This window comes from Microbispora rosea (assembly GCF_044460045.1).
In the GTDB taxonomy this organism is placed as follows: domain Bacteria; phylum Actinomycetota; class Actinomycetes; order Streptosporangiales; family Streptosporangiaceae; genus Microbispora; species Microbispora rosea.
In genome coordinates this window covers 190,001-212,449 of sequence record NZ_JBITJO010000001.1, presented here as the reverse complement: position 1 = coordinate 212,449, position 22,449 = coordinate 190,001, and the positions used below count along the sequence as shown (strand labels likewise).

General features: G+C 71.7%; 22 protein-coding genes and 1 riboswitch. Of the genes, 16 read left to right on the top strand and 6 right to left on the bottom strand.

The window, feature by feature from the left end; translation table 11 throughout:
• Positions 1-177 precede the first annotated feature (177 nt).
• Together ACIBK1_RS00975 and ACIBK1_RS00970 are read left to right on the top strand one after the other, a co-directional pair.
• Positions 178-2,262: a hypothetical protein gene (locus tag ACIBK1_RS00975; protein ID WP_396731345.1), complete on the top strand. Its 2,085-nt coding sequence runs from the start codon at positions 178-180 to the stop codon at positions 2,260-2,262.
• 103 nt (positions 2,263-2,365) lie between these two features.
• On the top strand, positions 2,366-3,532 hold the full coding sequence (locus ACIBK1_RS00970) for a C40 family peptidase (RefSeq protein ID WP_051761691.1): 1,167 nt from the start codon (positions 2,366-2,368) through the stop codon (positions 3,530-3,532).
• A gap of 83 nt (positions 3,533-3,615) precedes the next feature.
• Here ACIBK1_RS00970 and ACIBK1_RS00965 read toward each other — a convergent pair whose 3' ends face one another.
• The gene (locus ACIBK1_RS00965) at positions 3,616-4,119 is read right to left on the bottom strand and encodes an inorganic diphosphatase (protein ID WP_030507948.1); all 504 of its coding nucleotides are present in this window, start codon (positions 4,117-4,119) and stop codon (positions 3,616-3,618) included.
• 86 nt (positions 4,120-4,205) lie between these two features.
• On the opposite strand from ACIBK1_RS00965, the gene dacB reads away from it, so the two are divergent.
• The 11 genes from dacB (at position 4,206) to ACIBK1_RS00910 (ending at position 14,080) form a co-directional block, all read left to right on the top strand.
• On the top strand, positions 4,206-5,591 hold the full coding sequence (gene dacB / locus ACIBK1_RS00960; RefSeq protein ID WP_396731342.1) for a D-alanyl-D-alanine carboxypeptidase/D-alanyl-D-alanine endopeptidase: 1,386 nt from the start codon (positions 4,206-4,208) through the stop codon (positions 5,589-5,591).
• 57 nt (positions 5,592-5,648) lie between these two features.
• Entirely contained in the window at positions 5,649-6,698 is a 1,050-nt protein-coding gene (locus ACIBK1_RS00955; protein ID WP_030507950.1) for a zinc-dependent metalloprotease, read from the top strand.
• A gap of 188 nt (positions 6,699-6,886) precedes the next feature.
• Positions 6,887-7,897 (top strand): tRNA lysidine(34) synthetase TilS, encoded by a 1,011-nt coding sequence (tilS, locus tag ACIBK1_RS00950; RefSeq protein WP_396731339.1) that lies wholly within the window; start codon positions 6,887-6,889, stop codon positions 7,895-7,897.
• Positions 7,898-7,909: 12 nt separating this feature from the next.
• The gene (gene hpt / locus ACIBK1_RS00945; RefSeq protein ID WP_051761693.1) at positions 7,910-8,467 is read left to right on the top strand and encodes a hypoxanthine phosphoribosyltransferase; all 558 of its coding nucleotides are present in this window, start codon (positions 7,910-7,912) and stop codon (positions 8,465-8,467) included.
• Between the two features lie 267 nt (positions 8,468-8,734).
• Positions 8,735-10,741: an ATP-dependent zinc metalloprotease FtsH gene (gene ftsH, locus ACIBK1_RS00940; RefSeq protein ID WP_076439115.1), complete on the top strand. Its 2,007-nt coding sequence runs from the start codon at positions 8,735-8,737 to the stop codon at positions 10,739-10,741.
• 2 nt (positions 10,742-10,743) lie between these two features.
• Entirely contained in the window at positions 10,744-11,340 is a 597-nt protein-coding gene (gene folE, locus ACIBK1_RS00935) for a GTP cyclohydrolase I FolE (RefSeq protein WP_030507954.1), read from the top strand.
• Between the two features lie 74 nt (positions 11,341-11,414).
• On the top strand, positions 11,415-12,287 hold the full coding sequence (gene folP / locus ACIBK1_RS00930; protein WP_030507955.1) for a dihydropteroate synthase: 873 nt from the start codon (positions 11,415-11,417) through the stop codon (positions 12,285-12,287).
• Positions 12,268-12,735 carry a nuclear transport factor 2 family protein gene (locus ACIBK1_RS00925; protein WP_231513874.1) on the top strand — a complete coding sequence of 156 codons (468 nt, stop codon included), beginning with the start codon at positions 12,268-12,270 and terminating at the stop codon, positions 12,733-12,735. Before folP ends, ACIBK1_RS00925 begins: the two co-directional genes overlap by 20 nt.
• Positions 12,732-13,115, top strand: coding sequence for a dihydroneopterin aldolase (gene folB / locus ACIBK1_RS00920; protein ID WP_396731334.1), 384 nt, complete (start codon positions 12,732-12,734; stop codon positions 13,113-13,115). The genes ACIBK1_RS00925 and folB overlap by 4 nt, the downstream gene beginning before the upstream one ends.
• The gene (gene folK, locus ACIBK1_RS00915; RefSeq protein ID WP_030507958.1) at positions 13,112-13,612 is read left to right on the top strand and encodes a 2-amino-4-hydroxy-6-hydroxymethyldihydropteridine diphosphokinase; all 501 of its coding nucleotides are present in this window, start codon (positions 13,112-13,114) and stop codon (positions 13,610-13,612) included. The genes folB and folK overlap by 4 nt, the downstream gene beginning before the upstream one ends.
• Before the next feature lie 18 nt (positions 13,613-13,630).
• On the top strand, positions 13,631-14,080 hold the full coding sequence (locus ACIBK1_RS00910) for a DUF3180 domain-containing protein (protein WP_030507959.1): 450 nt from the start codon (positions 13,631-13,633) through the stop codon (positions 14,078-14,080).
• A gap of 4 nt (positions 14,081-14,084) precedes the next feature.
• On the opposite strand, the gene ACIBK1_RS00905 is transcribed toward ACIBK1_RS00910, so the two are convergent.
• From ACIBK1_RS00905 to ACIBK1_RS00895, 3 genes are all read right to left on the bottom strand, one after another.
• Positions 14,085-15,290: an NADH-quinone oxidoreductase subunit D gene (locus ACIBK1_RS00905; protein ID WP_051761696.1), complete on the bottom strand. Its 1,206-nt coding sequence runs from the start codon at positions 15,288-15,290 to the stop codon at positions 14,085-14,087.
• Positions 15,291-15,465: 175 nt separating this feature from the next.
• A complete protein-coding gene (locus ACIBK1_RS00900) occupies positions 15,466-16,749 on the bottom strand; it encodes an aminotransferase class V-fold PLP-dependent enzyme (RefSeq protein WP_396731330.1) in 1,284 nt (427 codons plus the stop codon).
• Positions 16,750-16,796: 47 nt separating this feature from the next.
• Positions 16,797-16,912: riboswitch (SAM riboswitch) on the bottom strand.
• Between the two features lie 60 nt (positions 16,913-16,972).
• A complete protein-coding gene (locus ACIBK1_RS00895) occupies positions 16,973-17,650 on the bottom strand; it encodes a pentapeptide repeat-containing protein (protein WP_030507962.1) in 678 nt (225 codons plus the stop codon).
• A 76-nt stretch (positions 17,651-17,726) separates the two neighbouring features.
• Between ACIBK1_RS00895 and ACIBK1_RS00890 the strand changes: the two genes are divergently transcribed.
• On the top strand, positions 17,727-18,926 hold the full coding sequence (locus ACIBK1_RS00890; RefSeq protein ID WP_030507963.1) for a cytochrome P450: 1,200 nt from the start codon (positions 17,727-17,729) through the stop codon (positions 18,924-18,926).
• Here ACIBK1_RS00890 and ACIBK1_RS00885 read toward each other — a convergent pair.
• Entirely contained in the window at positions 18,916-19,932 is a 1,017-nt protein-coding gene (locus ACIBK1_RS00885; protein ID WP_396731327.1) for an SAM-dependent methyltransferase, read from the bottom strand. The genes ACIBK1_RS00890 and ACIBK1_RS00885 overlap by 11 nt on opposite strands.
• Positions 19,933-20,045: 113 nt before the next feature.
• On the opposite strand from ACIBK1_RS00885, the gene ACIBK1_RS00880 reads away from it, so the two are divergent.
• Positions 20,046-20,936 carry a Rossmann-like and DUF2520 domain-containing protein gene (locus ACIBK1_RS00880; protein WP_030507965.1) on the top strand — a complete coding sequence of 297 codons (891 nt, stop codon included), beginning with the start codon at positions 20,046-20,048 and terminating at the stop codon, positions 20,934-20,936.
• Positions 20,927-21,781: a pantoate--beta-alanine ligase gene (gene panC, locus ACIBK1_RS00875; RefSeq protein ID WP_363423449.1), complete on the top strand. Its 855-nt coding sequence runs from the start codon at positions 20,927-20,929 to the stop codon at positions 21,779-21,781. Before ACIBK1_RS00880 ends, panC begins: the two co-directional genes overlap by 10 nt.
• Before the next feature lie 13 nt (positions 21,782-21,794).
• On the opposite strand, the gene ACIBK1_RS00870 is transcribed toward panC, so the two are convergent.
• On the bottom strand, positions 21,795-22,448 hold the full coding sequence (locus ACIBK1_RS00870) for a class I SAM-dependent methyltransferase (RefSeq protein ID WP_051761698.1): 654 nt from the start codon (positions 22,446-22,448) through the stop codon (positions 21,795-21,797).
• Position 22,449: the final 1 nt, after the last annotated feature.

Here is a 22,449-nt window from a genome sequence, read left to right as displayed (position 1 = left end):
GAGGCGCCCGTACGGCGTCTTGTGCCACGGGCCGGTTTTTTCGCGATTAGTCATGCAATAGAACGGCGAAGTCCGGCAAATGAACCGGATGGCAGAGTGTAAAAGCTGACGATGTAGGTGTGTGACTTCGCAAGAACGGGTGGAGCGGGGAGTTACTGAGCATTTACTCTCAGTTATATGAATGATGGCGTCCTGGTCGAGGCGTTGCAGGCCCGGGATCCGGGAGCGCTGGCCGCCCTTTATGACACATATGCGGGCAATCTCTACCGGTACTGCCGCACGTTGCTGGCCGGGCCCGACGCCGCCCAGGTCGCCCTGCGCGACACGCTGATCGCCGCGGAGGCCCTTGTCGGCTCGCTGGCCGACACGGACAGGTTCCGTCCCTGGCTGTACGCCCTGGCCCGCGGCGAGTGCATGCGCCGCCGGACGCCGGGCGAGGAGGGCGTGCCGGAGGACACCGGGCCGCTCCCCGTCGCGACCGTGCCATTCCCCGGCGTCACGGCCGAAGGCGCCGAGGCCGACCTGCGTCTCGTCGCGAGCAGCGCCGTGGGCGCGCTGTCGGTCGAGGACCGGGAGGTGCTCGAACTCGTGGCCCGGCACGGGATGACCGGCCGTGATCTGGCCGCCGTGCTCGGCACCGGCGAGCGGTATGCCGAGGCGCTCCTCGACGCGGCCACGGAACGCCTGCGTGAGACGGTGACCGTCGAGATCCTGGCCAGGCGTGCCACGCACGACTGCGCGCGGGCGTCCGACATCCTCGCCGGGTTCACGGGAGAGCTCACCCCGCAGACGCGGATCCAGCTCATCCGGCATCTCGCGCGGTGCGAGACCTGCGCGCAGCAGCGCGTCCGGCAGGTCTCCCCGGCCAAGGTGTTCGGCCTGCTCCCGCAGATCGCCCTCCCCGAGACCCTGCGGGTGCGGGTGCTCAGCAGCTTCATCGACCCCGAACTCGTCCCCTATCGGCGGTACGTCGCCAAGCGCGTCGGCGGGCTCAGCGCCGCGGGCTTCCCGAGAGCCGGCCGCCGCGAGGGCAGGCTGGCGCAGGCGGTGGCGGGCGCCGTGGCCGCCCTCGCGGCGGTGGCGACGATCGCGCTCGTGTTCGCCCAGTTCGCCGGCGACCTGCGTGAGCAGGCCGCCGACACGATCGGCTCGCTCCGGCTCCCCACGGCGGAGGCCCCGGCCGGCCCGTCCGGCGGCACCGCCTCCCCCGAGGGGACGCCGGACGAGGACGACGGGGACGACGGGCGCTCGCCCGCGCCTCCGGTCTCCCCGGACCTGGCCGAGCCGATCGTGCCCGTGGCTCCCGCGCGGCCGGTCGCCCTGCCGCGCCCGGCGCCGCTGCCCGCTCCCGTGCCGCCCTCCGCCGTCCGGCCGCACCGGCCCGCGCCGCACGGGAACCCGTCCGCGCACCCCACAGGCTCCTCGCAGGGCCCGGGCGTCTCACCGTCCGGCCCGACGCCCGAGCCCACCATCACTCCCGGCACTCCCGGCACCCCCGGCACCGGGCCGGGGGAGCAGCCCACCCCCGGCGGCTCCGGCTCCGGCGGGCCGGGCTCCGGCGGGCCGGGCTCCGGTGGGCCCGGTTCCGGTTGGCCGGGCTCCGGTGGGCCCGGTTCCGGTTGGCCGGGCTCCGGTTGGCCGGGTTCCGGTGGACACGGCTCCGGCGGACACGGTTCCGGCGGCCCGGGCCCTGGCTGGCCGCCCCGGGGCGGACCGCCTCCCGCGCATTGGCCGGGACACCGTCCGCCCTGGCATGACCACCAGCACCATCCCCGTCCCCACAGGGACTGGCCCCCGGCTGCCGCGCCTTCCCGCAAGCCCTCCGGTGGCCACGGCGGGCCATCGTCCGTCCCGCCGTGGCGCGGTGGAAGCGGCGGCCGGTACGAGGCGCAGGGCGCCTGGAAGGCTCGGGAATCCTCAGGCGGGAGGCCATCCACAGGCTGGAGGCCACAGAGCGCCGGAGGCGGTGGAAAGGCAGGGAGCGCCGGAGGCAGCGGGAGGCCACAGAGCGCCGGAGGCGGTGGAAAGGCACGGAGCGGCGGAAACGGTGGCCCGCCGCGGCAGGTCCGGCCCGGCGGCCCCGCCCCGGACGGCTCGCACCGCGACGGTCCGGGTCCCGGTCGTCCCGGCCGGGACGGCTCCCCGCCGGGCGTGCCCGGCGGAACCCGGGACGGCGGCTCCGACCGCGGACCGGAGCGTCGTGACACCTCCGGCGCCCCGGCCGGAGGCTCCGGAGGGCCTGGAAGGGCTTTCCCTGTCTAAACGGGACGACCTACCACATAGGTTGATTACTGGGCGTAACTTCAATGTGTACGGAGAGTAGTCGCCGGGAAGTGAGGGGAGTGGAGCAGGGAAGGGGAAGGAATTGCCACTCCTCAGAGCATCGGGGCTGGTCGCCGGGCTCGGGTCAAGTCTCGTCCTGACCTTCGGAGCCCCGGCGGGAGCCGATCCGAAGCCGTCCGCCAAGGACGTCGCCAAGGCGCGCCAGCAGGTGCAGGAGCGCGTACGGGAACTGGGCAAGGCCGAGGCCGATCTCGCGAGCGCGCAGGCCCGCCGGGAGGACTTGGACGCCGAGGCCGAGCGGCTCGTGGAGACGTACAACGGACAACTCGTGCAGCTTGAGCAGGCGCGTGCCGCGTACGAGCAGTCGGCGCGGCGGGTCCGCCAGGCGTCCGACCAGGTCGACCGGCTGCGCGGAGAGGTGGCCGCGAGGGTGGCCGAGGGGTACGGCGCGGTGCGGCTGTCACCGTCCGCCGCGGCCATGATCGGCGGCATCGGCGACGTGCGCGGTTTCCTGCGAAGAGCCAGCATGCTGACGCAGCTCGGCGACGAACAGACCGCTTCGCTGCAACGGCTGAAAGACGCGCAACAGGTCTTCGAGATCCTCCGAGAACAGGCGGCCCGTGCCTACACCGAGCAGTCGCACAGCGCCGACGAGGTGCGACAGGCGAAGGACGCGGCACAGCGGGCCGTCGACGAACAGCTTGAACAGACCAAGCAGATCGAGCAGGAGAAAGCGGACATCTCCAAACGTCTGGAGGCCGCACGCGACCGCGTCGACAAGCTGAAACAGGCGAGGACCGAGGCCCGCCAGTCGGCCAGGCGGACGGCGCTCCCCGCACGCATAAGCCTGAAGCCGCCGGCCTGGACCGGGCGGTTCGGCTCGGGGCCCGGCGAGATGGCCGCCCAATGGGCGCTCAAACAGATCGGCAAGCCGTACGTGTGGGCCGCCGCAGGCCCGTCCGGGTTCGACTGCTCGGGGCTGACGATGCGGGCCTGGCAGCGGGCCGGGGTGTCACTCGATCACTGGACCGGCACGCAGTGGACGTCGGGACAGCACGTCCCGCTTAAGGAACTGCGCACCGGCGACCTCATCTTCTACGGCCGGCTGAGCCGGAATCCCGGCGACATCCACCATGTGGGCATCTACATCGGGCGCGGCATGATGGTCCACGCCCCCCAGACGGGGGACGTGGTGCGCATCTCGCCCATCTGGCGCCACGATCTGGTCGGCGCCACCCGGCCCGGCTAGGGACGCGCCCCTTGGATCCTTCGCCTACCGCGGTCGCCCAGGCGGCGCCTCGCTACGGCACGATCCGCGGGACGCTCCCTGAGTCAGTGCTCCTCGTCGTGGTGCTCGGTCTCCTCGAAGCGCTTGATGCTGGCGACGATCTCGGCCTCGGCCTCGACGCGGCCGACCCAGTTGGCGCCCTCGACCGACTTGCCGGGCTCCAGGTCCTTGTAGACCTCGAAGAAGTGCTGGATCTCCAGCCGGTCGAACTCGGCGACGTGATGGATGTCGCGGATGTGCTCCATCCGCGGATCGGTCGCCGGAACGCAAAGGACCTTGTCGTCGCCGCCCTTCTCGTCAGTCATCCGGAACATCCCGACGGCGCGGCAGCGGATCAGGCAACCGGGAAAGGTCGGCTCCTGGAGCAGGACCAGCGCGTCGAGCGGGTCTCCGTCCTCACCGAGGGTGTTCTCGATGAAGCCGTAGTCGGCGGGGTACTGGGTAGACGTGAAAAGCAGGCGGTCCAGACGTATGCGGCCGGTCTTGTGGTCAACCTCGTACTTGTTCCGTTGTCCCTTGGGGATCTCAACGACAACGTCGAACTCCACTCGTTCCTCCGCATGAGTCCCCGGTCTCCCGGGCTGGCGTTAATGTCTCGTAGGCGTGGTCAAGGTCGGCGCGAAATGAGGGTGTAGTGGTGCGACGTGAGCGGTGGATGGTGGTGGCCACCCTCGCCCTGCTGCAGATCTTCGTCGTCCTCGCGGGCACGTATCTGATCACCCATGACGCCGACAGGACCCCGGCTCCGGTCGCGTCTCCGAAGCCGGCCCCGATCCCCCTGGTGACCGCGGGTCCTGTTCTGGCCGCGGCGGGGGAAGGGGCTCTCCCCGCCAAGGGTACTTTGACCACGCGGCTCACCGCTGCGATGGGTGACCCCGCCCTCGGCGGCAGTGTGGCGGGGATCGTGCTCGACGTCGCGACGGGAACGCCGATCTTCGACGGCCGTTCGGGCACCGCCATCACCCCGGCCTCGACCACCAAGCTCGTCACCGCGCTGACGGTGCTGGCCACCGTGGGGCCGGACGCCCGCCTGGCCACCCGGGTCGTACGGGGAGCATCCGCCGGATCGATCGTCCTGGTCGGCGGCGGCGACCCCACCCTGGCCGGCCCGGGCACGAGCGCCCGCGAGCAGGAGGAGACCTACCCCCGGCCGGCGTCGCTCGCCCGGCTCGCGTCGAGTACGGCCAAGGCGCTCAAGGCGGCGAAGCTCACCTCGGTGGACCTGTCGTACGACGCGTCCCTGTTCGGCGGACCGCGTACGGCGCCGGGCTGGAAACCGACGTACATCCCTGAGGGCAGCGTCGCCCCGGTGGCAGCGCTCATGATGGACGAGGGCCGGGCGGCCAACGGCGCCCGCTACCCGGACCCGGCCCAGGCCACCGCCGACGCGTTCGCCACGTTGCTCAGGAAGAACGGCATCAAGGTGGGCAAGGGGGTCGACTCCGCGAAGGCTGCGCCCACCGCGCAGGAGCTGGCCCGGGTGGAGTCCGGCCCGATCTACGCGCTCGTGGAGCGGACGCTCACCCACAGCGACAACGATCTCGCCGAGGCGCTCGCCCGTCATGCCGCCATCAAGGAAGGCCTCCCGCACACCTTCCAGGGCGTGCCCACGGCGGTCGGGCGCGTGCTCACCCGTCTCGGCGTGGGCGGCGGGGTGGAGGTCCACGACGGCAGCGGGCTGTCCACGAGGAACAGAATCACGCCGACGGCACTCGCCCACATCCTGTCCGTGGCGGCGTCCCCCGCCCATCCGGAGCTGCACTCGCTGATCAGCGGTCTGCCGATCGCGCATTTCACGGGAACTCTGCACAATCGATATGAGAAGTCCGATTCGAAGGCCGGCGCCGGATTGGTGCGCGCCAAGACGGGCACTTTGAACGGGGTGAACACCCTGGCGGGCATCGCGTACACATCCGAGGGCCGGTTGCTGACCTTCGCGTTCATGGCCGACCAGGTGGCCAATCCGCCGGAGGCGATCACCGCCCTCGACAAGATGGCCACAATCGTCTCCCAGAGCTAACGATCCCCCTCACGCCTGCATGCGCGGCGAGAAGTCGGAGAACGTACGGTGGTGGGTATGCAGGTGATCGACTGGGATCTGGCCGTCGCGACCGGGGTGCGCCTTGTGCGGCCCGGCCCTCAGGTGAGCCGCGAGGAGGCCAGGCAGGCGGTCCTCGAACTGCGGCGGCTGTCGCGGGACGCCGAGGGGCACGTGCGGGAGTTCACCCGCATCGACTCGGCGACGCCCGAGGCGGCGACCGTGGTCGACCGTCCCGGGTGGATCCGCGCGAACGTGGACGGCTTCCGCGTGGTGCTGGAGCCGCTGACGCAGAAGATGTCGAACATGCCGGCGGTTGTCGGCGCGGTCGGCTCGCGCATCACCGGGCTCGAGGTCGGCGCGGTGCTGGCCTTCCTCGCCTCCCGGGTGCTCGGGCAGTACGAGCTGTTCCTCCCGCCCGACCCCTCGGGCAACGCCCCGACCGGCCGCCTGACGCTGGTGGCGCCCAACATCGTGCACGCCGAGCGCGAGCTGGGCGTCGACCCCCGCGACTTCCGGCTGTGGGTGTGCCTGCACGAGGAGACCCACCGGGTGCAGTTCACCGGCGTCCCCTGGCTCCGGGAGTACGTCCGCGGCCAGATGACCGAGTTCCTCCTCGCGTCCGAGATGGACCTGGCGACCCTGCTGGAGCGCCTGCGCGCCGCCTCCGACGCCGTGGCCGACGCCTTCAGGGGCGGCGAGGGCAACCTCATCGAGGCCATCCAGACGCCCGAGCAGAAGGCCGTGCTCGACCGCGTGACGGCCGTGATGACGCTGGTGGAGGGGCACGGCGACTACGTCATGGACGCGGTGGGCCCGTCCGTCGTGCCGTCGGTCGCCGAGATCCGCGCCAAGTTCCAGCGCCGCCGCGAGGGCGGCTCGCGCTTCGACCAGCTCGTCCGCCGGCTGCTCGGCATCGAGCTGAAGATGAAGCAGTACGCCGAGGGCTCCCACTTCGTCCGCACCGTCGTGGACGAGGCCGGCATGGAGTCGTTCAACAAGGTCTGGACCTCGCCGGAGACCCTGCCCGACCGCGGGGAGATCGCCGACCCCCACGCCTGGATGTCCCGCGTCCTCACCTCCGCCTAACCCCCCACCCCACCGCCGTGATCTTGTAGTTTGTCGCAGGGATCCCCTCTGACCTGCGGCGCATCCCTCCGTGATCATGCGATAAACCGGCCACCTCCGGGCTGACCTGGGCCGACGTCTGTCGTGATCATGCAGTCGCCGGGCCGGGAAGTTGCCCGGCCCACGGGCGGCACCGTCAGAATGGCCGCATGGGCCCGCATCCCGCCGTCGCCGACGTCCGCCGCGCCGTACGGCTGTCGCTCGCGGACCTCGCCGCCTCTCGGAGGGCGGGGGAGACGTCCGGCGCGCTCGTCCTCGTGGCCTGCAGCGGCGGCGCCGACTCGCTGGCGCTGGCGGCGGCCACCGGCTTCGCCGCCCCGCGCCTCGGCCTGCGCGCCGGGCTGCTCACCGTCGACCACGGCCTGCAGGAGGGCTCGGCCGGCCGGGCCAGTGACCTCGTACGGCTCGCGCCCACGCTCGGTCTCGACCCGGCCGAGGCGCTGACCGTCGCGGTCGGCACGGCCGGAGGCCCCGAGGCCGCGGCGCGGGAGGCCCGCTACGCCGCGCTGTCCGACGCGGCCGGCCGGCTGGGCGCCGCCGCGGTCCTGCTCGGCCACACGCGCGACGACCAGGCGGAGACCGTGCTGCTGCGCCTGGCCCGCGGCAGCGGCACGCGGTCCCTGTCCGGCATGGCGGAGGTCTCGGGGATCTACCGGCGGCCCCTGCTGGGGCTCGGCCGGGCGCGCACCAGGCAGGCGTGTGACGCGCTCGGCCTGCGTCCCTGGGACGACCCGCACAACGACGACCCGGCGTACACCAGGGTCAGGGTGCGGCGCGACGCCCTGCCGGCGCTGGAGGCGGCGCTGGGGCCGGGGATCGCCGACGCGCTCGCCCGTACGGCCCGGCTGTGCAGGGACGACGCCGACGCCCTGGACGCGTGGGCGGACGCCGTCCACGCGCAGTCACGGGGCCCGGCGGGGGAGCTGGAGGTGTCCGTGCTGGCGGACGTGCCGGGGGCGGTGCGGCGGCGGGTCATCCAGCGGGCAGCCGTGGAGGCCGGGGCGCACGCCGCCGCGCTCGCGGCGGTGCACATCGAGGCGGTCGAGCGGCTGGTGACCGGCTGGCACGGGCAGAAGGGGGTGGACCTACCCGGGGGGGTGGGGGTGGTCAGGCGCTGTGGCACCCTTGTGTTCGCCGTGGACAAACTCTCGCTCGCGTAAGGAAAACCCCAGGTGGACGCAGCCGACATGGGCAAGGACCTCTCCCGAGTCCTCATCTCCGAGCAGGAGCTACAGGAGAAGATCAGAGAACTGGCGGGCCAGGTCGACGCCGACTACGCCGGTAAGGAAGTGTTGATCGTCGGCGTGCTCAAGGGCGCGGTCATGGTCATGGCCGATCTCGCCCGCGCGCTGCACGTGCCCGTGCAGATGGACTGGATGGCCGTTTCCTCGTACGGCGCGGGGACCGTGTCGTCCGGCGTGGTGCGGGTGCTGAAGGATCTCGACACCGACATCGCCGGCAAGCATGTGCTCGTGGTCGAGGACATCATCGATTCCGGCTTGACCCTCTCGTGGCTAATGAACAACCTGAAGTCGCGCAACCCGGCGTCCGTGGAGATCTGCACGCTGCTGCGCAAGCCGGACGCGGTGAAGGTCGAGTTGGACGTCCGTTACGTCGGTTTTGACATCCCCAACGAGTTCGTCATCGGGTACGGGCTCGATTACGCGGAGCGGTATCGCAACCTGCCCTTCATCGGGACTCTTGCGCCTCATGTGTACGGAGGGGAGTAAGCCCTTAGCGAAGTGACCCTCGAATCAGGCGTTATTGGGCGCCGGGACGGGGAACACGGGGTTGGCTGACGTACGTTGGAAAGGCAAAGCCGGAGCCGCTCGGGCAGTTACCCGACGCGGCTGCCGGGTGTACCTTCGGATATCCGTGGGAGGCCGGTCGGCCGTCCCGCGGTAGCCAGAAGGAGCGGTAAGGGATGCCGCGACCCCGGGGTTTCCCGGGGCAGGCCTTGGTCAGGAAGGGACGGGCCCGCCGGGGTTCCGCAACGGATGGATCTCAAGCGATTTACACGTGGCCCACTGCTGTGGATCCTGGGCATCGTATTGCTTCTCCTGCTCGTCACCACGATGTTCGGCGGCGGCGGCAACTACACCACCGCCGACACCTCGACGGTCGTCCAGCAGATTCAGCAGGGCAATGTCAAGAGCGCGACCGTGGTCGACAAGGACCAGCGCGTCGAGCTGACACTTAACCGGCCCGTCGAGGTCGGAGGCAAGACGACCGACCGCATCCAGGCCCTGTGGGTCGAGGGTCAGGGCGTCCAGCTCACGCAGGCGCTCGAGCAGGCCAAGCCCACCCAGGGCTGGACGGTCGATGTGGCGAAGGAGAACTTCCTCGTCAGCCTGCTGGTCAGCTTCCTGCCGATCATCATCATCGTCCTGATCTTCCTGTTCATCATGAACCAGATGCAGGGCGGCGGCTCCCGGGTCATGAACTTCGGCAAGTCGCGGGCGAAGCTCATCACCAAGGACACCCCGAAGACGACCTTCGCCGACGTCGCGGGGGCCGATGAGGCCATCGAGGAGCTCCAGGAGATCAAGGAGTTCCTCCAGGCGCCGGCGAAGTTCCAGGCCATCGGCGCGAAGATCCCCAAGGGTGTGCTGCTGTACGGCCCGCCCGGCACCGGCAAGACCCTGCTCGCCCGAGCCGTCGCGGGTGAGGCGGGCGTGCCGTTCTACTCGATCTCCGGTTCCGACTTCGTCGAGATGTTCGTCGGCGTCGGCGCCTCCCGCGTCCGCGACCTGTTCGAGCAGGCCAAGGCGAACGCCCCGGCGATCATCTTCATCGACGAGATCGACGCCGTCGGCCGGCACCGCGGCGCGGGCCTCGGCGGCGGCCACGACGAGCGCGAGCAGACCCTGAACCAGCTCCTCGTCGAGATGGACGGCTTCGACGTCAAGGGCGGCGTGATCCTCATCGCCGCGACCAACCGCCCCGACATCCTCGACCCCGCGCTGCTGCGCCCCGGCCGCTTCGACCGGCAGGTCGTCATCGACCGGCCCGACCTGGAGGGCCGCAAGGGCATCCTGCGCGTCCACGGCCGCGGCAAGCCGTTCGCGCAGGACGTCGACCTCGACGTGATCGCCCGCAGGACGCCCGGCTTCACCGGCGCCGACCTCGCGAACGTGATCAACGAGGCGGCCCTGCTGACCGCCCGGCAGGACCAGAAGCTCATCACGATGAACACTCTCGAAGAGTCGATCGACCGCGTGATGGCCGGTCCCGAGCGCAAGTCCCGGGTCATGTCGGACCAGGAGAAGAAGATCATCGCCTACCACGAGGGCGGCCACGCCCTGGTGGCCCACGCGCTGCCCAACTCCGACCCGGTCCACAAGATCACGATCCTGTCCCGCGGCCGCGCCCTCGGTTACACGATGACGCTGCCGATGGAGGACAAGTTCCTCGCGACCCGGTCGGAGATGCTCGACCAGCTCGCCATGCTGCTCGGCGGCCGCACCGCGGAGGAGCTCGTCTTCCACGAGCCCACCACCGGCGCGTCCAACGACATCGAGAAGGCGACCTCGATCGCCCGCCGCATGGTCACCGAATACGGCATGAGCGAGCGGCTCGGCGCCCGCAAGTTCGGCAGCGGCAACGGCGAGGTCTTCCTCGGCCGTGAGATGGGCCACGAGCGCGACTACTCCGAGCAGATCGCCTCGGCGATCGACGAGGAGGTCCGCCGCTACATCGAGAGCGCGCACGACCAGGCGTGGGAAATCCTCGTCCAGTACCGCGACGTGCTCGACAACCTCGTGCTCGAACTGATGGAGAAGGAGACGCTCTCCCGGGAGCAGGTCCTCGAGATCTTCTCGCCCGTCGTGCCGAAGGAGAAGCGTCCCTCCTACGCCGGCTACGGCAAGCGTCTGCCGTCCGACCGTCCTCCGGTCATCACGCCGAAGGAGCGCGCGAACGGCAACGGCTCCGCGCTGCCCGCCGGCGGCGCCGGCTCCACTCCGTGGGTCAACGACCAGTCGACGCAGCGGGACGAGGCCTGACCATGGCCGAACCCATGGCGGGGCCGCCTCCCGGCTTCGACCACGACCGGATCGAGAAGGCGGTCCGGGAGATCCTGTTCGCGATCGGGGAGGACCCCGATCGCGACGGGCTCCGGGACACCCCGGCCCGCGTGGCCCGCGCGTTCTCCGAGCAGTTCGCCGGTTTGGGCCAGCGGCCCGAGGACGCGCTGACCACGATGTTCGACGCGGACCACGACGAGATGGTGCTCGTCAAGGACATCGAGGTGATGTCCACCTGCGAGCACCATCTGCTCCCGTTCCACGGGGTGGCCCACATCGGCTACACCCCGAACGAGAAGGGGCGCATCACCGGCCTGTCCAAGCTGGCCAGGCTGGTGGACGTCTACGCCCGCAGGCCGCAGGTCCAGGAGCGGATGACCTCCCAGATCGCCGACGGCCTGATGCAGGTGCTGGAGCCGCGCGGTGTGATCGTGGTCATCGAGGCCGAGCACATGTGCATGACCATGCGCGGCGTGCGCAAGCCCGGGGCCAAGACGATCACATCGGCCGTCCGGGGTGACTTCCGTTCCAGCGAGGCGACCAGGGCCGAGGCCATGTCGCTGATCCTGCGCGGCTGAGCGCGGGCGACGGCCGATTGGGACGCCGCTCCTGCCTGACGGGCACCGGGTCTCGGGGCACTAGTCTTGACCCCATGACCGCAGCGAGTGTGCCCGGTATGCCCGAGTCTGGGCGCTGTCTGGTCATGGGCGTGGTCAACGTCACCCCCGACTCCTTCTCCGACGGCGGGCAGTGGTTCGACGCCGACGTCGCGATCAGGCACGGCCTCGACCTCGTGGCCGAGGGCGCCGACATCGTCGACGTGGGCGGCGAGTCCACCCGCCCGGGCGCGGCGCGGGTGTCCCTCGACGAGGAGCTGCGCCGCGTCGAGCCGGTGATCCGCACGCTCACCGAGGAGGGCGTGACGGTCAGCGTCGACACCATGCGCGCGGAGGTGGCCGAGGCGGCCGTCGCGGCGGGGGCGAAGCTCGTCAACGACGTGAGCGGCGGGCTGGCCGATCCGGTGATGCCGCGGGTGGTGGCCGCGACCGGCGTGCCGTACGTGGTGATGCACTGGCGCGGGCACAGCCGCGACATGGACAGCCGGGCCATCTACGGCGACGTCGTGACCGAGGTGGCGGAGGAGCTGCGCAAGCGGGTCGACTCCGTGCTGGCCGAGGGCGTGCGGGAGGAGCAGATCGTGCTCGACCCGGGCCTCGGGTTCTCCAAGAACGCCGCGCACAACTGGGCCCTGCTGGCCGGGATCGACGAGCTTAACCGCCTCGGCCGCCCGTTGCTGATCGGGGCGTCGAGGAAACGCTTCCTCGGCCGACTGCTGGCGGGACCGGACGGCGAGCCCCGGCCGTTCGACGGCAGCGACGACGCCACACTCGCCGTCACCGCGCTCGCGGCGCGGGCCGGCGCATGGTGCGTGCGGGTGCACCGGGTGCGGGCGAACGCCGACGCGGTGCGTGTGGCCGCCGCGTGGGGGGCAGCACCCGTACGACATGCTGACGAGGGCCGGTGACGAGATGCCGACAGGGACGCCGATGAAGGACATCGAGGAGCTCAACCAGGCGTTCTACAACGCCATCGAGAGCGGCGACCTCGACAAGATGTCGGAGATCTGGATCGAGGACGTCCCGGGACGTCCGGCCACGTGCGTCCACCCCGGCTGGCCGATGCTGACCGGGCGGTCGGAGGTGCTGCGCTCCTGGGCGCTCATCATGGCCAACACGCCGTACATCCAGTTCGTGCTGACCGACGTGCAGACGACCGTGATCGGGGACGTCGCCGTGGTCACCTGTGCGGAGAACATCCTCACGGCGGCCGACACCGACGAGCCGGGCTTCGCGGCGGGCCGGGTCGTCGCCTCCAGCACCTATGTGCGGACCGGGACCGGCTGGCGGCTGTGGCTCTACCACGGCTCACCGGTCCTGCAGAGCGACGACGACGAGGAGGACCAGGAGCAGTGACGGCGCGGGCGGTGACCGGTCGTGACACCGTGCGATTGACGGGTCTGCGGGCCCGTGGCAGGCACGGCTGCCTGCCCGCGGAGCGCGAGCTGGGCCAGGAGTTCGTGATCGACGTGGCCCTGTCGTTCGACACCGCTCCGGCGGCTGCGGCCGACGACCTGACGCTCACCGTGGACTACGGGGCGCTCGCGGCGGAGCTCGTCCGCATCGTGGAGGGCGAGCCGGTCAACCTCATCGAAACCCTCGCAGAACGGCTGGCGGCGGCCTGCCTGGCCCATGAGCTGGTCGAGGAGGCGGAGGTCAGCGTGCACAAGCCGGCGGCGCCCATCCCGCTGCCGTTCGGCGACGTGGTGGTGACGATCAGAAGGGGCCGCGCATGAGGGTCGTGATCGCGCTCGGCAGCAACCTCGGCCGCCGCATAGACAACCTCCAGGGAGCCGTCGACTCGCTGTTCGACGCCCCCGGGCTCACGTTCGTGGCGGTGTCGCCGGTCTACGAGACCGATCCGGTCGGCGGCCCCGAGCAGGGCCCCTACCTCAACGCGGTCGTGGTCGCCGAGAGCATGCTCGATCCCCGCACGCTGCTCGACCGCGCGCAGAGCGTCGAGAACGCGTTCGGCCGCGAGCGCAGGGAGCGGTGGGGCCCGCGCACGCTCGACGTGGACCTCATCACGGTCGGGAACCTCATGTCGGACGACCCCGAGCTCACGCTCCCGCACCCCCGGGCGCACGAGCGGGCGTTCGTGCTGGTCCCGTGGGCACAGGCCGATCCGGCGGCGGTGCTGCCCGGACGCGGGTCGGTGGCGGCCCTGCTGGCCGACATGGACCAGAGCGGGGTGCGGCTGCGGCCCGACCTCGTGCTCGAACCCCCGGCCTGATCGACGAGGAGTCCCCGCGTGAAGCCCAGCAATCCCGGCGTGCTCGTCGGCCTCGTGCTCGTGTTCGGCCTGCTCACCTGGGGGCTGCTGCTGCAGTTCTACTCCGAGGTGCCGACCCTGCCGTGGACCGCGATTCCCACCACGCTGCTGCTGGCCGTCGGCGAGGCGTACACGGGCTGGCTGACCCGGGCGAGGATTCTGCGCCGCCCGAACACCAAGCCCGTCGAGCCGCTGGCCGTCGCCCGCCTGGCGGCGCTGGCCAAGGCGACGGCGTACGCCGGAGCGGCGTTCGGCGGCATCTTCGCCGGGTTCGTGGTGCACGTGCTCGAACTGCTCGACCTGGACAAGCCCCGCCAGGACGCGCTCGTCGGAGGCGGGTCGTTCGTGGCCTGCGTGATCCTGATCTGCGCGGCGCTGTTCCTCGAGCACTGCTGCCGGGTGCCCGGCGAGCCGTCCGGGGAAGCCTGATTCCCTACTTGTCGATGTCTCCCACCACGAAGAACATCGAGCCGAGGATGGCGATCATGTCGGCGACCAGGTTGCCCGGCAGTATCTCCCGCAGCACCTGGATGTTGTTGTAGGAGGCGCTGCGCAGTTTGAGCCGCCAGGGCGTCTTCTCGCCGCGCGACACGAGGTAGTAGCCGTTCAGGCCGAGCGGGTTCTCGGTCCAGGCGTACGTGTGGCCCTCGGGCGCCTTCAGCACCTTCGGCAGCCGCTGGTTGATCGGTCCTGGCGGCAGATGCCGCAGGCGCTCGACGCAGGCGTCGGCGAGGTCGAGGGAGACCTTGACCTGTTCGAGCAGCACCTGGAACCGGGCCTGGCAGTCCCCGGCCGACCGGGTCACGACCTTCACCGGCAGCTCGCCGTACGCGAGGTAGGGCTCGTCGCGCCGCAGGTCGAAATCGACGCCCGAGGCCCGCGCGATGGGGCCGCTCACGCCGTACTGCATGATCGTCTCGCGGTCGAGCACGCCGACGCCGCGAGTGCGGGCCAGGAAGATCTCGTTGCCGGCGATCAGTTCCTCGATGTCGGGCAGCCGCCGCCGCACGGCGGCGACGGCGGCGGTGACGCGGTCGAGCCAGCCCAGGGGTAGCTCCTCCTTCAGCCCGCCCACTCGGTTGAACATGTAGTGCATGCGGCCGCCGGAGATCTCCTCCATGACGTGTTGCAGGGTCTCCCGCTCGCGGAAGGCGTAGAAGACCGGCGTGATCGCGCCGAGCTCCAGGGGATAGCTGCCGAGGAACATCAGGTGGCTGAGCACGCGGTTGAGCTCGGCGAGCAGCGTCCTGGCCCACACCGCCCTGGGCGGGGGCTGCATGCCCAGCATGCGCTCGACCGCGAGCACGACGCCCAGTTCGTTGGCGAACGCCGACAGCCAGTCGTGCCGGTTGGCGAGCACGATGATCTGCCGGTAGTCGCGCACCTCGAACAGCTTCTCCGCCCCGCGGTGCATGTAGCCGACGATCGGCTCGGCGGCCGTGATGCGCTCGCCGTCGAGGACGAGCCGCAGCCGCAGCACGCCGTGGGTGGAAGGATGCTGCGGGCCGATGTTGAGGATCATGTCCTCGGTGGCCAGCTCCCTCGCCTGCACGGCGTCGGCTCCCGCGCCGAGCCCCACGATGCGTTCGGTGCGCCCGCCCTCCTGTCCGGTCGGCACGCCGTCCTGCTCGGTCGTCATACCGTCCATGGTTTCACGCCCACCCGCCATTCCGCCCCCTCCCCTTCACCCCCGCCGTGATCTTGTACTTCACGAAAGGCGGATGCCCTGGTCGGACGGTGTGGGCGCGATTTATTGCATGATCACGAAGGATCGCGCCGCAGGTCATAGGGCATGCTTGCGACAAACTACAAGATCACGCCCGGGTTAGGTCGCGTAGGGCGTCGATGAGGCGGTCGACGTGTTCGGTGGTGGTGCCGATGCCGATCGAGGCGCGTACGGCGCTGACCGTGCCGTCCGCGCAGCCGCCGTCCTCCCCGCCGCCGAGGAGGTGGCGGACGAACGGATGGGCGCAGAACTTGCCGTCCCTGACGCCGATGCCCCACTCGGCCGACAGCGCCTCGGCGACCTCCCTGGCGGTGCGGCCCTCGACGGTGAACGACACGATGCCGACGCGCGGGTGGTCCTGACCCCACAGCGACAGCTCGCGGACGCCGGGGATCGCGGCGAGCCCGGCACGCAGGCGGGCGAGCAGCCGCTCCTCCTCCCGCACAAGCGCGGCCCAGCCCGTCGCGGTCAGCGCGTCGCAGGCGGCGGCGAGCGCGATCGCGCCGAGCACGTTGGGGGTGCCCGCTTCGTGCCGCGTCTCGGGGTCGTCGCTCCAGTCCACCGTCTCGCCCACGGACCGTACGGCTCCGCCGCCGCGCAGGTACGGATCGGCGTCGGCGAGCCAGTCGGGGCGGCCCACGAGCACCCCTGCGCCGAACGGGGCGTAGAGCTTGTGCCCGGAGAAGGCCACGTAGTCGAGGTCGAGCGCGGCGAGGTTGAGCCCGCGGTGGGGGACGAGCTGGGCGGCGTCCACGGCGATCCGCGCGCCGTGCCGGTGGGCGATGTGGGCCAGCCCGGCGATCGGCCACAGCTCGCCGGTGACGTTGGAGGCCGCGGTCACGACGAGCAGGGCCGGGCCGTCGATCGCGGCCAGCGCCTCGTCGGCCGCGCGAAGCGCCTCGCCGGGGAAGGCGGGCGGCGCGAGCCGTACGGCGTCGGGCCAGGGCAGCAGCGAGGCGTGGTGCTCGGTCTCGAACACGACGACGGTCGTGCCCTCGGGGAGGCTGCGGGCCAGCAGGTTCATGGCGTCGGTCGTGTTGCGCACGAAGACCAGCGCGTCGCCGGGCCGGGCGCCGACGAAGGCCCGCACGGTGTGCCTGGCCTGCTCATACCTGGACGTCGTGAGCTGCGAGGCGTAGCCCGCGCCCCGGTGGACGCTGGAGTAGGCCGGCAGCGCCGCCGCGACGGCGGCGTTCACCGGCTCCAGACAGGGCGCGCTCGCCGCGTAGTCGAGGTTCGCGTACGGCACGAGCCTGCCGCCCCTGACGGGCACCTCCAGATCGGCGCCCACGACGGCCGGCAGGTGCATGGGGGCGACATCGGGCTCGGAGATGCGGGTGACGGCCTGCTGGACGAAGGTGAGTGCGGACACGCCAATCCTCCTGGGTCGGGGACCCCGGCCATGGCGTCGGAAGGCGGAGCCCGCGCTTGCCCGGCACACCTCGTGCCGGACCCGGTCCTCACCCGGGGCACCCCGCCGCGAGCGCGAGGGTTGCCGGCCAGCAAGCCGGGGCTTGACGCTGGCACTCATGACCTGGACGGCACTATAACCCGACCCCGCCCTCCGGCCGCAAGTGCGGGCGGCTCGGGCGAGGTCAGCCGTCGTCGACCGTGACCCCCAGGACGTGGGCGAACATCGGAGCGAGTTCCATCAGCTGGACACCGCTGACGGTCGCGCCGCGCAGCGCGTCGTAGCCGTCGGAGATGCCCAGGGACACGGCGCCGCGCAGGTCGACCCGGGACATGCGCGCCTTGTCGAACCGCACCCGTTCGAGCGTGGATCCGGGGAAGTCGACGCCGGTCAGCGTGGCGCCCGCGAAGTCCACGTCGCGCAGCGTGCACTCGACGAACGAGACCTCCCGCAGGTCGGCCGCGCGGAGGTTGACCGAGTCGAGCTTGCAGCGGTGGAAGAACACCTGGTGCATCTCGGCGCCGGGCAGCGCCGTGCCGGCCGGGGCACTCATGACGATCTCCGCGTCCACCCAGACGGACTCGGTGAGGTCGCCGCCCACCCAGCGCACGCCGTTCATCCACACGTCGGAGAACCGGGCGCGCCGATAGCGGCCGCCGGTGAACGTCACCGAGGTGAACGCCGACTCCATGAACCGGGCGCCTCCGGCGTCGGCGTCCTCGAACTCCTGCCCGTCGAACAGGACCGTGTCGTAGTCGCCGCCCTGGCTGAGCCGGCCGTCGAACGGCTCCAGGTGATCGGCATAAGGCAGATCGCCGAGTTCGCGAGGTTCCCTGCGATGCTGTTCGCGGCGCTTCGGCATCGCCCCAACCTACGGCATGAGGCACCCGTACGCCCGTACTCCCAGGCCAGGCCTTTTATCCGTATTGTTGTCCATTGTGAAGTTTGATCCCTGGAATGCCGAGTTCATCGCGTACCCCTATGACGCCTACCGCGACCTGCGCGACAACGATCCGGTCAGCTTCTTCGAGCCGACAGGGCAGTGGCTGATCGCCCGCCACGCCGATGTGAACGCGCTGCTGCGCGACCGGCGCCTCGGCCGGTCCTACCTGCACGTGGCGACGCACGAGGCGTTCGGCCGCGAGCCCGAGCCGGAGTTCCAGGAACCGTTCTGGCGGGTGATCCGGGCCGGGATGCTCGACGTCGAGCCGCCGGTCCACACGCGGCTGCGCCGCCTGGTGTCCAAGGCGTTCACGCCCCGCATGGTCGAGTCGCTGCGGCCCCGGGTGCGGAGGATCGCGACCGAGCTGACCGAGGGACTGGTCGAGCGCGGCGGCGGCGACCTGCTGGCCGAGGTGGCCGAGCCGCTGCCGGTCACCGTGATCGCCGAGATGCTGGGCGTGCCCGAGGCCGACCGGCACCTGCTGCGCCCCTGGTCGGCCGACATCTGCGGGATGTACGAGCTGAACCCCTCGCTGGAGGCCCAGCACACGGCCGTACGCGCGGCCACGGAGTTCGCCGGCTACCTGCGCGAGCTGGCCAGGGCGCGCAGGGACCGGCCGGGCGACGACATGATCTCGGCGCTGGCCCAGGTGGTGGACGACGGCGACCGGCTGACCGAGGACGAGCTGATCGGCACCTGCGTGCTGCTGCTCAACGCCGGTCACGAGGCCACGGTCAACGCCACCGGCAGCGGATGGTGGGCGCTGTTCCGCAACCCGGGTGAGCTGGAGCGGCTGCGCGCCGACCCCGGCCTGATGCCGACGGCGGTCGAGGAGGTGCTGCGCTACGACACCCCGGCGCAGATGTTCGAGCGGTGGGTGCTGGAGGACATCGAGGTCGGCGGGGTGACGATCCCCAAGGGTCTGGAGATCGCGCTGCTGTTCGGCTCGGCCAACCGAGACCCCGAGGTCTTCGCCGACCCCGACCGTCTCGACATCGGCCGGGCGGACAACCCGCACATCTCGTTCGGCGCCGGCATCCACTTCTGCCTCGGCGCGCCGCTCGCGCGGGTCGAGATGGCCGAGTCGTTCGCCGCCCTGCTCCGGCTGGCGCCCAAGCTGGAGCTCGCCGAGGAGCCCACCTGGAAGCCCAGCTACATCATGCGCGGCCTGGAGTCGCTCAAGGTCACCGTCTGACGGTCTGACTGAGCCAGCCGAAGCCGCCGAGACCGGCCAGGTCGATCAGTTCGGCCTCCTGTGCGGCCCGGCCGAGCGCGCGCACGTATCCGGCGGGATCGGCCGACGCCTGCGCGAGCGGCGGCCGGGCGCCGGTGACCCCCAGCTCCCGCAGCGCCTCCCGCTGCGTGGTGAGCGTGGACGCCCGCGCCCCCGCCCGCTCTCCGGCCGCCGCGCAGGCGTCCAGCGCGACGTGGGCCGTGATGTCGCACGACCCGTCCGGCGTGGCCGGGACCAGCGCGCCGTCGCGATATCCGGCGATCGTGCCGAGCGGGGGCCGCCGCCCGGCCAGGTGGGCGTAGTCCACGGCGACCGCCGTGCCGCGCGCCATCCGCGCGATCAGCGAGGCCCACGCCTCGTCGCGCGGGCGGCCGATCTCGGCGCGTTCCCCCGGCGAACGCAGCGGCCACCAGCGCTCCAGCCAGGCCAGGTCCTCAGGGCCGGGAGCGGGCCCGAGCCTCTCGTCGCCGGTCGAGGGGTCCACGAGCACCAGGCGAGGGCCGTCCGGCGTCATCTCGGCGACGTCGAGCGGCACGTTGTCCAGCCACTCGTTGGCGATCACCAGGCCCCCGATCCCGTACGGCGCCTCCGGCTCCCAGGCGACGCGGGGGTCGAGATCGGCCGGCCGGGGGGACAGGTCGACGGCGGTGACCCGAAGCCGCTCCGCGAGGTCCGGCGGCGCGGCGGCGAGCACGCGGGCGGCCAGCAGGCCGGTGCCGCTGCCCATGTCCACGAGATCGACCCGGTCGGGCCGGCCGAGGGCGGCGTCGGCCCGCAGGAGCAGGCGCAGCACGGCCTCGGCGAAGACCGGCGAGGCCTGCACCGACGTGCGGAAATGCCGGTCGGGGCGCTCCCGTAGGTAGAAACCCTCCGCGCCGTAGAGCGCCCGCCGCATGGCCTCCCGCCAGGTGACCTCCACAGCGTCGTACGTTACCGACACGCCGAGGCCGTGACGAAAAGTAGTCACTTTCGTACTTATGGCTCAACATAGGCCCGTGAGAAACGGGACAAAATCCGACCGTTGGGCCACGCCCGGGCCGGCGGGAGCGCCGCCGCTACGCTGAACCGAGGGGAGGCGTCATGGACACAAGTGACCGCCCGGCGCGGCTCGCCGTGGGAGTGCTCGGCGCGGGACGGGTCGGCTCCGTGCTCGGAGCCGCGCTCATGCTCGCGGGTCATCGGGTGGTGGCCGCCAGCGGCGTATCCGACGCGTCGGCGCGGCGCGCCGCCGACCGCCTCGGCCTGAAGCTCAGCAGGCCGGACGAGGTGATAGCCAGGTCCGAGCTCGTGCTGCTGACCGTGCCGGACGACGTCCTGCCCGGCCTCGTCTCCGGCCTCGCCGCCACCGGCGCCGACCTGCGCGGCAAGCTGCTCGTGCACGCCAGCGGCGCGTACGGCCTGGGCGTGCTCGACCCCGCGGCCGAGGCGGGGGCGCTGCCGCTCGCGCTGCATCCCGTGATGACGTTCACCGGCAGGAGCGACGACCTGACCCGGCTCAACGGCTGCTCGTTCGGCGTCACGGCGCCCGACGTGCTGCGGCCGGTGGCCGAGGCGCTGGTGATCGAGATGGGCGGCGAGCCGGTGTGGATCGCCGACCGGGACCGGCCGCTCTACCACGCCGCCCTGGCCGGCGCCGCGAACCACATGGTGACGCTCGTGGCCGAGTCGCAGGAACTGCTCGCGAAGATCGGCGTGGAGCATCCTGGCCGGATGCTCGGCCCGCTGCTGAGCGCGGCACTCGACAACGTGCTGCGTCTCGGCATCAGCGGGCTCACCGGGCCCGTGGTCCGCGGCGACGCGGGCACCGTGCGCAAGCACGTCGACGCGCTCATCCTGGCCGCCCCCGAGGCCGCGGACGCGTACGTCGCCCTGGCGCGGCTCACCGCCGACCGGGCGCTCGCGGCGGGCCTGCTCAAGCCGGAGGCGGCCGAACGCCTTCTGGACGCCCTGGGAGGGAACATATGGACCTGACCGTCGCCGCCGACCGCGCCGCCCTCGACAAGGCGAGGGACGCGCTCGGCCCCGGGAGGATCGCCCTGGTCCCCACGATGGGGGCGCTCCACGAGGGCCACCGGTCGTTGGTGCGGCTGGCGCGCGAGCACGCCGACCACGTGGTGGTGAGCGTGTTCGTCAATCCCCTGCAGTTCGCCCCCAACGAGGACTTCTCCCGCTATCCCCGTACGTTCGACGCCGACCTCCGGGCGTGCGAGGAAGAGGGCGTGGCTGTGGTCTTCGCGCCCTCGGCCGAGGACATGTACCTGCCGGACCGCCAGGTGGAGGTCTCGGCCGGCGGCATGGGCGGCGTGGTCGAGGGCGCCTTCCGGCCCGGCCACTTCGACGGCGTGCTGACCGTGGTGCTCAAGCTGTTCAACCTGGTGCGGCCGGACGTCGCGGTCTTCGGGCAGAAGGACGCCCAGCAGCTCGCGCTGATCCGGCGGATGGTGGCCGACCTCGACGTCCCGGTGTCGATCGTCGGCGCCCCGACCGTGCGGGAGCCCGACGGTCTCGCGCTGTCCAGCCGCAACAGGTATCTGTCCGAGGCCGACCGCGCCACCGCGCTCGCGCTGTCGCGGGCGCTGCGGGCAGGCGCGGCGCGGGCCGAGACCGCGGGGCCGGCCGGGATCCTCGACGCCGCCAGGGCCGTGCTGGAGGAGGCGGCCCGCTTCGACCCGCCGCTGCTGCTCGACTACCTGATCCTGGCCGACCCCGCGACGTTCGCCCCGGTCGCCGACGGCCACCACGGCGAGGCGATCCTCGCCGTGGCCGCCAAGGTGGGCACCACCCGCCTCATCGACAACGTGGTCCTGACCCTGTAGGGGGTGCGACGCCTCAGGCCGCCCCGGCCCGCAGCGTGAACCAGAAGGTGGGGAACGGGTTCGTCCCGGGCGTGACGTCGGCCAGCTCCCAGCCGGCGAACCTGGCGCGCAGCTCGTCGGCGGTGACGCCGGCGAACGTGTCGCCGAGCGTTCCGGGGCCGTACCCGAACATCAGCAGCCGTGCGCCGGGAGCGGCGCGGCGGGTGAGCCCGGCGGCGTACGCGTCCCGGCGGTGCGGCGGGATGCCGCAGTAGCAGCTCAAGTCGAAGAACAAGTCGTAGGGGCCGGGCGCGTCCAGCTCGTCGAGCCGGGTGGCGTCGCCCTGCAGCAGCCGTACGGCCGCTCCCGCCGCGACGGCCCTCTCCCGGGCCTGCTCGATCGCGCGGTCGACCAGGTCGACCGCCACGACCTCCCAGCCGTGACGGGCCAGGTAGATGGCGTTGGTTCCGGTGCCGCAGCCGAGCTCCAGGGCCCGGCCGGGCGGCAGCGCCCCGTTCCCCGCCCCGTTCCCCGGCTCGTGCCCCTCGATCAGGGCGACCAGCTCGGGCGGCGTCACGCCGGTGTCCCACGGCGGCTTGCCGTCCCGGTAGTAGTTCTCCAGCGCTCGGCGTACGGCCTCCTCCTCGTCCAGCCGGGTGTCCGTGCCCGCGGTGTCGTGCTTGTCCATG